This window comes from Gordonia sp. (in: high G+C Gram-positive bacteria), from assembly GCF_052106715.1.
Taxonomy (GTDB): domain Bacteria; phylum Actinomycetota; class Actinomycetes; order Mycobacteriales; family Mycobacteriaceae; genus Gordonia.
The window spans coordinates 51,590-63,065 of the sequence record NZ_JBQEDL010000006.1 but is presented as its reverse complement, the minus strand read 5'-3'; the positions used below and the strand labels follow the sequence as shown (position 1 = coordinate 63,065).

13 protein-coding genes are annotated in these 11,476 nt (G+C 63.9%); 5 read left to right on the top strand and 8 right to left on the bottom strand.

Translation table 11 applies throughout. The annotated features are described in order from the left end of the window. Positions 1 to 77 precede the first annotated feature (77 nt). On the bottom strand, positions 78 to 956 hold the full coding sequence (locus tag ACTIMF_RS04800; RefSeq protein ID WP_442349133.1) for a helix-turn-helix domain-containing protein: 879 nt from the start codon (positions 954 to 956) through the stop codon (positions 78 to 80). Between the two features lie 92 nt (positions 957 to 1,048). On the opposite strand from ACTIMF_RS04800, the gene ACTIMF_RS04795 reads away from it, so the two are divergent. From ACTIMF_RS04795 to bluB, 3 genes are read left to right on the top strand one after another with little or no spacing between them, the layout of a single operon-like run. Further along, the gene (locus tag ACTIMF_RS04795) at positions 1,049 to 1,834 is read left to right on the top strand and encodes an SDR family oxidoreductase (protein WP_442349190.1); all 786 of its coding nucleotides are present in this window, start codon (positions 1,049 to 1,051) and stop codon (positions 1,832 to 1,834) included. Between the two features lie 3 nt (positions 1,835 to 1,837). Continuing rightward, positions 1,838 to 2,311 carry a nuclear transport factor 2 family protein gene (locus ACTIMF_RS04790; RefSeq protein ID WP_442349189.1) on the top strand — a complete coding sequence of 158 codons (474 nt, stop codon included), beginning with the start codon at positions 1,838 to 1,840 and terminating at the stop codon, positions 2,309 to 2,311. A gap of 28 nt (positions 2,312 to 2,339) precedes the next feature. Continuing rightward, positions 2,340 to 2,999 carry a 5,6-dimethylbenzimidazole synthase gene (gene bluB / locus ACTIMF_RS04785; protein WP_442349132.1) on the top strand — a complete coding sequence of 220 codons (660 nt, stop codon included), beginning with the start codon at positions 2,340 to 2,342 and terminating at the stop codon, positions 2,997 to 2,999. A gap of 34 nt (positions 3,000 to 3,033) precedes the next feature. On the opposite strand, the gene ACTIMF_RS04780 is transcribed toward bluB, so the two are convergent. The 6 genes from ACTIMF_RS04780 to ACTIMF_RS04755 form a co-directional block, all read right to left on the bottom strand. Beyond that, positions 3,034 to 4,275 (bottom strand): fatty acid desaturase family protein, encoded by a 1,242-nt coding sequence (locus tag ACTIMF_RS04780; RefSeq protein ID WP_442349131.1) that lies wholly within the window; start codon positions 4,273 to 4,275, stop codon positions 3,034 to 3,036. A gap of 12 nt (positions 4,276 to 4,287) precedes the next feature. After that, the gene (locus ACTIMF_RS04775) at positions 4,288 to 5,400 is read right to left on the bottom strand and encodes a ferredoxin reductase (RefSeq protein WP_442349130.1); all 1,113 of its coding nucleotides are present in this window, start codon (positions 5,398 to 5,400) and stop codon (positions 4,288 to 4,290) included. Positions 5,401 to 5,486: 86 nt separating this feature from the next. Continuing rightward, complete coding sequence (locus ACTIMF_RS04770) at positions 5,487 to 6,476, bottom strand: glycine betaine ABC transporter substrate-binding protein (protein ID WP_442349129.1); 990 nt, start codon at positions 6,474 to 6,476, stop codon at positions 5,487 to 5,489. Further along, complete coding sequence (locus tag ACTIMF_RS04765; protein WP_442349128.1) at positions 6,473 to 7,237, bottom strand: ABC transporter permease; 765 nt, start codon at positions 7,235 to 7,237, stop codon at positions 6,473 to 6,475. Before ACTIMF_RS04765 ends, ACTIMF_RS04770 begins: the two co-directional genes overlap by 4 nt. After that, positions 7,234 to 8,457, bottom strand: coding sequence for an ABC transporter ATP-binding protein (locus ACTIMF_RS04760; protein WP_442349127.1), 1,224 nt, complete (start codon positions 8,455 to 8,457; stop codon positions 7,234 to 7,236). The genes ACTIMF_RS04765 and ACTIMF_RS04760 overlap by 4 nt, the downstream gene beginning before the upstream one ends. Next, positions 8,454 to 9,041 (bottom strand): ABC transporter permease, encoded by a 588-nt coding sequence (locus ACTIMF_RS04755; protein ID WP_442349188.1) that lies wholly within the window; start codon positions 9,039 to 9,041, stop codon positions 8,454 to 8,456. The genes ACTIMF_RS04760 and ACTIMF_RS04755 overlap by 4 nt, the downstream gene beginning before the upstream one ends. 836 nt (positions 9,042 to 9,877) lie before the next feature. On the opposite strand from ACTIMF_RS04755, the gene ACTIMF_RS04750 reads away from it, so the two are divergent. Continuing rightward, positions 9,878 to 10,270 carry a hypothetical protein gene (locus tag ACTIMF_RS04750; protein ID WP_442349126.1) on the top strand — a complete coding sequence of 131 codons (393 nt, stop codon included), beginning with the start codon at positions 9,878 to 9,880 and terminating at the stop codon, positions 10,268 to 10,270. 169 nt (positions 10,271 to 10,439) lie between these two features. Next, the gene (locus ACTIMF_RS04745; RefSeq protein ID WP_442349125.1) at positions 10,440 to 10,976 is read left to right on the top strand and encodes a Dps family protein; all 537 of its coding nucleotides are present in this window, start codon (positions 10,440 to 10,442) and stop codon (positions 10,974 to 10,976) included. 36 nt (positions 10,977 to 11,012) lie between these two features. Here the strand turns inward: ACTIMF_RS04745 and ACTIMF_RS04740 are convergent, their stop codons facing one another. After that, on the bottom strand, positions 11,013 to 11,450 hold the full coding sequence (locus ACTIMF_RS04740; protein WP_442349124.1) for a ChaB family protein: 438 nt from the start codon (positions 11,448 to 11,450) through the stop codon (positions 11,013 to 11,015). Between the last annotated feature and the right edge of the window lie 26 nt (positions 11,451 to 11,476).

Here is an 11,476-nt window from a genome sequence, read left to right as displayed (position 1 = left end):
CAAGTGGCTCCACTGCGTTGTTGCCCACAATGTTCCACCCTTTCAGGGTGTTCGGCAGCGCGCCAGCTATCGGTCGGTCAGGTCGCATTCGCGTCGAGCAGATCGGAGACACGTGTCGCGGCGGCGATCAGCGACCGGATCAGCTCGTCCCGCTCACGAGGGCCGACCGAGGACCGCAAGACCCCGAGTTGCAGTTCAAATTCGGCAGCCCCGTTCCGGAAGATCGGTGCGGCGAGGTAGCTGATCGGCAAGGATTCGTCCGTTGCGAGGTCGTCATCTCGATATGCGCGGGAGCTCAGTTCGGACAGTCTCCGGATGGCAGACCGGCGGATGGACGGATCGATGAGCATCGGGCCGACAGCACCCAGTAGATCGGCGAGAGATTCGACTAGAGATGCGTCCGACGACGCGGGCCGATATGCGACGTAGCCGAACTCGCGGGAGTTGTCGACGAGCATGCGCACCCGATCGGCATCTCTCGCGCGATGAGCCAGCCAAGGCCGCTGTTCAGCCTCCGACCGCCACGCCATGACCGCCGCGCCTGCCGGATACGAGATCGTCAGCGACTGCCCGATACCCAGGCCCGGGACGGGACGAGCCTGCGAATGTGCCTTGGACAGCACCGTCATCCGCCCGTCGGCGACCCGGCTGACCGTGGCGCCGCACGCCGTCGTCGTCACCAGCTCGTCGAGTAATAGGCCGATGTCCGGAGTGATCACCGCAGTGACACCCGCGCCGTGCGGCCCGAGGGCGGTGGCACCCGCGCCGAGCCGGTAGGTGCGGTCGGCATCACGCTCGACCCACCCCGCGTCGTCCAGTTCGGACAAGATCGCCGACATCGTCGGGCGCGGTACGCCGACGGAATCGGCGATCTGGGCGATGGTCAGCGAGGTGTCGGCCGCCGCCAGACACTCGAGGGCATCGACCACTCGACGAGTCGGTGGAGATCCCGGCATGTACTTCACTCCCTTGTCCGAGCAGACCGACAAGGCTAGTGTGAGTCGGTTATTCACATTCTATAAATCGAATACTCGACTCACAAGGAGGACTGGTGCTCGACAGTTTCACACTTGACGGATCGGCCGCAATCGTCACCGGAGCGGGCCGCGGCCTCGGGGCAGCGATCGCCGTCGGTCTCGCGCAGGCGGGCGCCGACGTGGTGATATCGGCGCGCACCGAGTCCGACCTCGCCGAGGTCGTCGCACAGATCGAGGCGGTCGGGAAACGCGCGGTGTCGGTGCCGCTCGACTTCGCGACCGACGACCCCGCCCGATTGGTCGCCGCCGCGGTTGAGGCGTTCGGCCGTCTCGACATCGTCGTCAACAACGTCGGCGGCGCCATGCCCAAGCCGTTCCTCGACACACGAGTCAAGGACCTCGAGCGGGCGTTCTCTTTCAACGTCGGTACCGCGCACGCGCTTTCGCTCGCGGCGGTCCCGGTAATGCTGGAGAGCGGTGGCGGGTCGATCATCAACATCACCTCGTCGATGGGTCGGCTCGCCGGTCGTGCGTTTCTCGCGTACGGGACCGCGAAGGCAGCGCTCGCCCACTACACGCGGCTGGCTGCCGAGGACCTCGCGCCCAGGATCCGCGTCAACGCGATCGCCCCCGGCTCGATACTGACCTCGGCACTGAGCTACGTCGCCGACAACGACGCGATGCGAGCCGAGATCGAGTCCAACACTCCGATGCGTCGGATCGGCAGTCCGGACGAGATCGCGGCGACCGCGGTCTATCTCGCCAGTCCGGCGGCCGGCTACGTGACCGGAAAGATCATCGAGGTCGACGGCGGATTGGAAGCCCCCAACGTCGCCCTGCCCATTCCCGACCTGTGAGGACTGCCGGTGCCCCTTCTCGAGACCGTTCGTGAGATCGAACAGCTGAAGTACCGGTACCTGCGTGCCGTCGACACCAAGGACTGGGACGCGCTGGCGACGACGCTGACCGAAGACGTTCGCACCGCTTATGGAACGCAGACGGGCGGCCGCGAGTTGTCGTTCACCGACCGCGATGCCGTGCTCACGTACCTCCGTGAGGCGGTGGGCGGATCCATCATCACCGAGCATCGCGTGGACCATCCGATAATCGAGGTGGACGGCGGAACTGCTACCGGCAGTTGGTATCTACAGGATCGAGTTCTGGTCCCAGAGTTCGACACGGTGATCGTTGGAGCCGCGTTCTACGCGGACGAGTACCGACGGACCGACGCTGGCTGGCGGATCAGTAGAACCGGGTACGAGCGGACTTTCGAGGCGATCGGCAGTCTGTCGGCAGGTGGATGGAAGGTGCATCCGGGTCCGGCGAGCCACTGACTTCCGATGGCGAGTAGGTTCACAGTCCATGGTCGACCGAATCGCAAGCGCTTCCGATGGGACGTTCGACCGGAGGTTCGTCGACGAGTTCGACGTGCTTCTGCAGTGGCGGCGGGACGTCCGGCGGTTCCGCACCGATCCCCTCGCCCCGGGGCTCCTCGACGAGATCATCGCGTCCGCGGAACTCGCGCCGTCGGTGGGCAACAGCCAACCGTGGCGTTGGGTCGACGTTCGCTCGGCGCAGCCGCGCGCGATGATCACTGCCTCGTTCGAGCGGTGCAACGCCGAAGCGCTCGACGGCTACCGGGGCGATCGCGCGCGGCAGTACGCTGCGCTCAAATTGTCCGGTCTCCACGACGCGCCGATACATCTGGCGGCGTTCTGCGCGGTCACCGTCGATCAGGGTCACGGTCTAGGACGACGCACGATGCCGCAGACCCTCGAATACTCGGTCGCCACCGCGGTCTCGACCCTGTGGCTGGCAGCGCGCGCCCGCGGAGTCGGCGTCGGCTGGGTGTCCATCGTCGATCCCGACGAGGTGATCGACGCGCTGGGAGTTCCAGACGACTGGTCGCTCGTGGCATACCTGTGCATCGGATACCCCGAATCCGGCGACGACGTCCCCGCACTCGAACGCGCCGGATGGCAGGCTCGCACCGACGCCCGGACGCGGTACCGGGTGGTCTAGCACCGGTGGTCAAGAGATTCCGTGCGAGGCTGCATCAACCGGCGGACTGAACCGGCATCTCCTTCAACTCACGCAACGCGGTACGCAGGCCCCGGCGCTTACCCGTTACCGGGTCGACTCCGAACTGCTGCTGGACGCCGTCGCGTACGGCGAACCGCAACTCGGACGCGGTTTCCGGAGCATCGTCGGACGTCGCCTTCAAGAATGCGTTCGGCAGCGCGAGCTTCGCGATCGTCCGGAACGACTGGTAGTACTGCACGAATAGCGACCCCGTCGTATACGGGAGGTCGTACTTCTCGCACAATTCGCGGACCCGGACGCCGATCTCCTCGTACCGATTGCTCGGCAGGTCCGGGTACATGTGGTGCTCGATCTGGTGGCTGAGATTGCCGGTGGCGAACCGCATCATCGGGCCGGCATTGATGTTGGCCGATCCCAACATCTGCCGCAGATACCAGCGCGCCTGATCTTCGGTCTCGTACTCCTCGATCGTGAACTTCTCGGCTCCGTCCGGGAAGTGACCACAGAAGATCACCATGTACGTCCAGTAGTTTCGGACGATGTTGGCGGTGACGTTCGCGGTGATCGTCGTCTTCCAGTTGGGTCCGGACAGAGCGGGGTAGACAAGGTAGTCCTTGGCCGTCTGCTTACCGACTTTGCGAGCGATGATCCGGAGATCCTTCAACGCCTGCCTGAGCGTCTTCTCCTTGTTCCGCAGCTTCTCAGTCTCCACATGGTGCAGCGCGACGCCGAACTCGAAGAACGTGCCGAGCATCAGGTTGTAGAAAGTGTTGCCGACATTCCACCATTCCCAGGGCTGATCCCTGGTCACACGCAGGATTCCGTACCCGACGTCGTCGTCGAGTCCGACGACGTTCGTGTACTTGTGATGGACGAAATTGTGCGAGTGCTTCCACTGCACGCTCGGACACGTGCTGTCCCACTCCCACGACGACGAATGGATCTCGGGATCGTTCATCCAGTCCCACTGGCCGTGCATCACGTTGTGGCCGAGTTCCATGTTCTCGATGATCTTCGCCGCCGACAGCGCCGCCGCGCCCAGAACCCATGCCGGCTTCCGGTTGCTGAACATCAGCGCGACGCGACCGGTGGCCGCCAGGCCTCGTTGCAGGGCGATAGTGCGACGGATGTATCGAGCATCCTCCTCTCCGCGCGACTCCTCGATGTCGCGACGAATCTGGTCGAACTCGGCGCCGAGCGCCTCTATGTCGGCGTCGGTCAGGTGTGCATACTGATCGATGTCGGTGATGGCCATACTTTTCGCCCCCTATAGGTCGATGGTGCACTCGCCGGAGACACTGCTCACGCAGGTCTGGATTCGTTCACCTTCGCGGTGTTCGTCGCCGCTCCGGAGGTCGCGTACGTAGCCGCCGGCGAGCGGCACCACACAGGTCTGGCAGATCCCCATTCGGCATCCGAACGGCATCTGTATGCCGAGATCCTCTCCGGCTTCGAGAATGGTTGTCGCACTGTCGATCTCGGCGGACTTGGCCGACTTGGTGAAGGTGACGGTCCCGCCCTCGCCGCCAACGTCGGTACGTGCGATGGCGAAGCGCTCGATGTGGAGGTGATCGCGCATTCCTGCGGCGGAGAAGAACTCCTCCACCGAATCGAGCAGCGCAACCGGTCCGCACGCCCAGCAGATCCGATCACGCCAGTCGGGGACGCGGGAATTGAGTTTTGCGGTATCGAACTTGCCTTGATCGCGTGTCAACTGGAGTCGGAGGTCGTATGACTCCATCTCGGAGTCGAGGCCTTCGAGTTCGTCGAGAAAGATCACGTCCTGCTTACTCGGCGCCGAGTGGATGTGGACGACGTCGACGGTCGCGGCCTGCGCCCGGATCGATCGCAGCATCGCCATCACGGGCGTGATCCCGCTGCCCGCCGTCACGAAGAGAATCTTGTCGGGCAGCGGATCGGGTAGATGGAAGTCACCTTTCGGCGCCGCGAGTCGGATGATGGTTCCCGACGCCACTCCGTCGACCAGATGAGTGGAGAGGAAGCCGTCTGGATTGGCTTTGACGGTGATGGTGATGATGTCGTCAATCGCATCGCCGATTGACGTCAGCGAGTACGAGCGCCAATGCCAGCGGCCGCCGACCTGCAGGCCGATTCCGACGTACTGGCCTGCGCGGTACGTCGATGGAAAGCCCCAACCGGTTCGAATACTGACGGTGGCCGAGTCCTCGGTCTCTCGCGTGACGGCGAGGATCTCGCCCCGCAGTTCGCGCGCCGACCACAGTGGGTTGATCAGGTGCAGGTAGTCGTCGGGTAACAGAGGTGTGGTCGCTCGAGCGAGCAGGCCGCGCACGATATTGGCGGTAGGGGTCTTTGCCTCCACGCCCGCAGCGGGACGTTTGCTCCACTTCAGCAGATCCACATGAACTCCGATCCTGGACTGATCCCGACTCTACACGGCCGACAGTGGCCCGGATCACAGTTGCGGACCGGGTTGGCTGCCCTGCGTCAGGTTGTGACGAAGCCCTTCTGCACCAGCCAGTCGCGGGCGACGTCGGCCGGTTCGCGACCGTCTACGTCGACCTGACGGTTGAGCTCGACCATCTCTTCAGAGGTGAGTGCATCGAGGACCGGTTTGGTTACCACCGCGAGCGACGGATAGGCGTCCGCCGTCTCCTTCCGCATGGTCAAGGCGGCGTTGTAGTGCGGGAAGAACGACTTATCGTCGTCCAGGATCGAGAGGTTCAACGCCTTGATGCGACCGTCGGTGGTGAAGACCTCGCCGAATGCGCAGTTCCCGTTCGCTGTCGCCTGATAGATGATGCCGGTCTGCAGAATCTGAGTCTGGGCCGCACCCGGATCGAAGCCGTATGCGGCCGCCATGCCGGGGAAACCGTCCTGTCGACTGCGGAACTCGGTCTCCAGGCACGTCGTAGCGGCGGCCGGATTCTGCTTCACCAGATCTGCGTACTGCGAGATCTTCGTGACTCCGAGCTTACGAAGATTCGACTGGTTCACCGCCAGCGCATACGTGTTGTCCAGCGGCGCCGGGTTGACCCAGACGACGTCGTTCTCCGCGAGATCCTCGTCGCGTACTGCCTCGAACTGTTTGGCGACGTCGGGAATCGGCTTCTCGTTGCCGAGATAGTTGATCCAGCCGGTGCCGGTGTATTCGATGTTCAGGTCTACCTGACCCGCGAGCATCGCGTCCCGCGCCGAGTTGGAGCCCTGGATATTGGTCAGGTCGCGTACGTCCGCTCCCGCCGCGGCCACCGTGAACTCGAGGATGTAGCCGAGGATCACCTGTTCGGTGAAGTCCTTGGATCCCACGGTGAGCTTCGCACCCTTCAGATCCTCGTGCTCGGTGATCGAGCCGGGTTTCACCGGCAGTGGCAGTGCGCCGCCGGACTCCAGCCCGCACGCCGATCCGACCGCTATGGTGAGCGCGCCGACGAGGACGACGGTTAACGCGCGGAGCCAGTGCGTCCTCGGCTTCATCGCAGCCCCTTCGGTCCGAGAAAGCGTTCGGCGAGCGCGCCACACCAGTCGACGATCAACGCCAAACACACCGCCAGAATCGCGCCGAGGATCAACGTCACGTTATCGCGCAGCTTGTAACCGGTGTCGATCAGGATTCCGAGTCCGCCCGCGTCCACGAGGAAGCACAGTGTCGCGGTACCGACCGCGAGCACCAGTGAGGTGCGAAGCCCGGCGAGAATGAAGGGAATCGCCAACGGGAACTCGACGATGCCGAGGATCTTCGACTCGGACATGCCCTGGCCGCGCGCGGCGTCGACCAAGGACGGATCGACCTCGTCGAAACCGAGAATGCTGTTCCGTAGAACCGGTAGCAGTGAATAGAACGCGACTGGGAGAACGCCGATCCAGAACCCGGTCGTGGCGGTCCAGAGGAAGAACAGGACGAGCAGACCGATCGCGGGGGCAGCTTGGCCGATGTTCCCGACGCCGATGAGAAGCGGAGCCATCCACCGGAATCTCCGCCGCGTCACCAGGACGGCGAGTGGGACGGAGATGAACAGCACGATCGCGGTGATCGCCACTGTGAGTGCGAGGTGTTGAACGACGAGCTGCCAGATGTATGACGCGTTGAGCGTGGCCTTCTGGGTATCGGTCAGGTCGTGCGAGAACGCCCAGATGAGCGCGCCGGCGGCCAGTAGGACGACGATCACCGGCTGCGCCCACAGCTGGACGACGCCTGCCCGTCCCGACTTCGCCTCGGCGGCGGCTGTCGTTGTCATCGACGTGGGCCCTCAGTCGTCGGCTCGGGTACGTCGTCGGACGCCGCCAACGGATCGGCGATCGGCGGATTGCCCTCGTGCTCCTCGCGCAGTGATCGGATCGTGTCGACGAGGGTCTCGATGGTGATGACGCCGACGTATCGGCCGCGGGCGCCTGTCACCACCGTCGCCGCGTTCCGTTCGGCGAGGATCGCCTCGAGCGCATCCTGCAGCGTGGATGCCGTCGTGACGATCTCGCCGAGCGGCAGCCCGACCCCCTTGAGCGAGGTCACGCCGTTGAGGTGCTCACGGTCGGTCCACCGTACCGGGCGGTCGCGATCGTCGAGGATCACTCCCCACGTGTCGATCCGGGCCGAGAACTCCGCGACGTCGTCTCCCTCGTGAGCGGTCGGACGGTGCTCGATCTCCACGTCGCGCACGCGCATCAAGTTGAGTTGCTGCAGGGCCGCGCCGCGTCCGACGAAACCTTCGACGGTCTCGTTCGCGGGATTGGCGAGGATCGCCTCCGGCGTGTCGTACTGCAGCACGCGAGACTGGTCACCGAGGACGGCGATCCGGTCCCCGAGCTTCACTGCCTCGTTGAAGTCGTGTGTGACGAATACGATCGTCTTGCGCAGTTCGGCCTGCAATTGCATCAACTCGTCTTGCAGCAAGCCGCGCGTGATGGGGTCGACGGCGCCGAACGGCTCGTCCATCAACAGGACCGGAGGATCTGCCGCGAGCGCTCGTGCGACGCCGACTCGCTGTTGCTGGCCGCCGGAGAGTTGGCGCGGAAAGCGGTCGCCGAACTGCTCGGGATCGAGCCCGACGAGGTCCAGTAGCTCGGTGACTCGCTCGGAGATCCGAGCACGCTTCCACTTCAGTAGTTTCGGGACGACGGCGATGTTCTGCGACACCGTCATATGCGGAAACAGTCCGCCCTGCTGGATGGCGTAGCCGATGCTCTGGCGCAGCTTGTTCGCATCGAGCGACAGCGCGTCGCGGCCACCGATGGTGATCGTTCCCGACGTCGGCTCGATCAGCCGGTTGATCATCCGCATCGTCGTCGTCTTGCCGCTGCCCGACGGCCCGACGAACACCACGATCTCCCCCGCCGGGATGGTGAGGGACACGTCGGCGACCGCCGGGACCTTTTGCCCGGGGTAGGTCTTGGACACGTGATCGAGGACGATCTCGACTCCGGAGATGTCGTTGCCGGATTCTTCTGGATTCGCGCTCAACGGATTCCCTTCGAAGTCGTGAGTCGTCCGATCACCACGTAGATCCCGTCGAGGATCAGAGCCAGGACGACGATGAGGACGGTGCCGGTGAGAGCCTGAGGGACAGCCGTCGGGCTGCCCACCCGGGACAGGCCGGAGAAGATCAGGTTTCCCAGGCCTGGGCCCTTCGCGTATGCGGCGATCGCAAGAATTCCCATCGCCATCTGTGTGCTGACGCGCATCCCGGTCAGAATCGACGGCCACGCCAAACGCAATTCGACGCTTGTCAGCACACGAAATCGGTTCATTCCGATCCCACGCGCCGCATCGGTGATCGACGGGTCGACGGCGCCGAGGCCGACAATCGTGTTCCGAACAATCGGAAGAAGCGAATAGAGCGTCAACGCGATGACGGTCGGCGGCACGCCGAGACCGAGAATCGGAATGAGTAGCCCGAGGAGGGCGAAGGAGGGAACCGTGAGAATCGTGCTCGACAATGCTGTCGCCAGTGCCGATCCCGCAGGACTTCGGTAGACGAGGATACCGACACCGACACCGATGACAGTGGCCAGCAGCAGACATTGGAGGACTGCACTCACGTGCAGATAAGAATCGACCGCGAGCTGCGATCTGCGATTGCTTATGAATTCCCAGATGTCGTTCAGTGGAGGCCCCCTCTATTTGAGAGTCACACTAGACCACACTCAGGCCCAGTCCTGCCCAGTCGAGCTATATCGGCGCGCCCAGATCAGGACGTCGAGTCGCTACTGGCGTCCCCTCGGTGGTTTCAACGCCGCCAGTTCGGGTACCCGACCGGCGTCGTCTGCTTGGCGACGACACGATGCCGATCGCGCAGATCTGGTCGACGATCGCCGGCGAGTTCGACTCGTCATTTGCCGAGGCTCATCCCTTTTCTCGGCCCGGGTCCGCGTACAGGCATTCGACACACAGGAGGGTCCGTTTCTCACCAGACGCAGAGGCGGTTCATCTCGCCGCCGATGGGTACTCAACGACAATGATGTCAGCAGACGGTCCGACCGGACGCTCTCGCACGCGCAGCACGCTACGCGGGAGCCGTCGGCGCGGTGGCGGTGATCGCCTCTCTTGGTCTTCGTCGTCACCGGTGGACAACACGCAGCTGTCGCCGCCGTAGTTCCGGGCGCGTTCGGCGTAGGCGGATTGGGCGCGCTGTACGCGGGGTTCATCGCGTTACGGTGCGGACACACTTGGGTGTATTGGCAGGGTGTCGCGTGGGGCTTGTTCGCGTTGATGCTGGTCGCACTACCGCTCCCGATGGTTGCTCGATGAACGCCTCCGTGAGCGCGGGAATTCGCCGTCGGTCGGCCTCTGCGACACCTGTTGCCCGATGTTTGTCGGTGCCGATTCGGGGGTACGCCCACATGAAGGCGACGTACTCGCACAACTATGGGAGGTTTCTTCGATGACTGTCGAACCGACTCCGGGCGGCGGACCATGGACCGAGCATGACGGCCCGCCCGATCCAGTTCGAGAGCATGTCCCTTCGGCGACGATCCGGCCGTTGAAGGCACTGGGGATCGTGGGCTACATCGCTCTTCTTCTCGCAATCGCACTGCTCGCCGTGACGATCGCCGCCGCCGCGCTGGACATGATGCTGGCGCCATGGATAGCGGCGACTGTGGTCTGCGGGATCATCGGCATCGGCGCCCTGGTGTTCGCGCGCACACGATTGGTTGCCACCCGCGCCCTTGATCGGCCGGGCCACGATCCCATCGTCCCCGAGGTCAGTGCGGAGGAAGCCGCGGAGTACGAGAGCGAGTTTCACGTGGCTCGACCGCGGTCGGACAACACGTAGCGCACAACGAGCATCGGAGGTGTGTGTCATGGCCACATCGCACGAGGTCAAGCACCCTCATATCCAGGCGAAGCCCGGACGACCTCCCGGCTTTCTGCACCACCCTCGTTGACCGGTTTGCGAGCGTGTTCACCGCCGCTCGCCTATGAACAGAAGGAGGAACCACACGATGATCGGGCAACCCAAGTACCTCGACGCGAATGACGCTGAAGCGCTGGTCGCGACCCTTCAGGCGCGGTTGAGCGCACTCAACGATCTGCACCTGACTCTCAAACACGTGCACTGGAATGTGGTCGGTCCTTCGTTCATCGGTGTGCACCAGATGATCGATCCGCAAGTCGAGACGGTCCGCGGATTCGCTGACGGCCTCGCCGAACGGATCGCAGCACTTGGTGGGACGCCCTTCGGCACGACGGCGGCGATCGCCGAGAATCGTACGTGGGACGACTACAGTCTCGGACGCGACACCGTCACCGCACACCTTGCGGCGCTCGATGTGGTCTACGCCGGTGTCATCGGATCCCATCGCGCAGCGATCGAATTGGCCGGGAAGATCGACCCAGTGTCCGAGGACATCCTGATCGGACAGACCGGCGCGCTCGAGAAGTTCCAATGGTTGATGCGTGCTCACCTCGAAGATGCCGCTGGCGACATCCCGCATTGGGCGCAATCGACTGAGGCAGGAGCGGCGTCCACTGCGCGTTGAACGCTACGCACTTTCCTACCTGCTTCGTCTAGAACCTCAGTTGCGGGTTGAGTTGTTTCGGGATGCTCGCGCGCTGCGCGCATTAGCATCCTCGACCGCTTCCACCAACTGTGCCTTGCGCATGCTGGAACGTCCACGGATGTCCAACTCTCGCGCGATCTCCACGAGGTGCGCCTTCGTCGACTCGGCGTCGACTCCGGAGTGGCTCTTGCCCGATGCATTCGGTCCACCGCTCTTGTCGCGCTCATCGGACGGTCCCCGAGACGACTTCGCGACCCACTTGTCGCCCACCCGCTCGAACGAGTGCTTCAGTGCGGCGTACGCGACGCGATGAGCGCTCTCCTCCGAGTCGTACTCCTTCATCGCACTGTCATGAGCCTCCGCGAATGTGTGCTGAGCTTTTACCGACGAACGTGCGACGGTGTCGGGCAGTTCAGATCTGCGCGGGCTACCGTGCTTGTCTGTCTTGGGCATTGTGATCCTCCTCGTTGCTTAGGGCT

What these genes read in the sequence shown, in the direction of transcription:
- ACTIMF_RS04780 (WP_442349131.1), bottom strand. Translation starts at nt 4,275, where the DNA reads ATGGCCATCACCGACATCGATCAGTATGCACACCTGACCGACGCCGAC.
- bluB (WP_442349132.1), top strand. Translation starts at nt 2,340, where the DNA reads ATGGTCGACCGAATCGCAAGCGCTTCCGATGGGACGTTCGACCGGAGG.
- ACTIMF_RS04765 (WP_442349128.1), bottom strand. Translation starts at nt 7,237, where the DNA reads ATGACAACGACAGCCGCCGCCGAGGCGAAGTCGGGACGGGCAGGCGTC.
- ACTIMF_RS04740 (WP_442349124.1), bottom strand. Translation starts at nt 11,450, where the DNA reads ATGCCCAAGACAGACAAGCACGGTAGCCCGCGCAGATCTGAACTGCCC.
- ACTIMF_RS04750 (WP_442349126.1), top strand. Translation starts at nt 9,878, where the DNA reads ATGACTGTCGAACCGACTCCGGGCGGCGGACCATGGACCGAGCATGAC.
- ACTIMF_RS04770 (WP_442349129.1), bottom strand. Translation starts at nt 6,476, where the DNA reads ATGAAGCCGAGGACGCACTGGCTCCGCGCGTTAACCGTCGTCCTCGTC.
- ACTIMF_RS04800 (WP_442349133.1), bottom strand. Translation starts at nt 956, where the DNA reads ATGCCGGGATCTCCACCGACTCGTCGAGTGGTCGATGCCCTCGAGTGT.
- ACTIMF_RS04745 (WP_442349125.1), top strand. Translation starts at nt 10,440, where the DNA reads ATGATCGGGCAACCCAAGTACCTCGACGCGAATGACGCTGAAGCGCTG.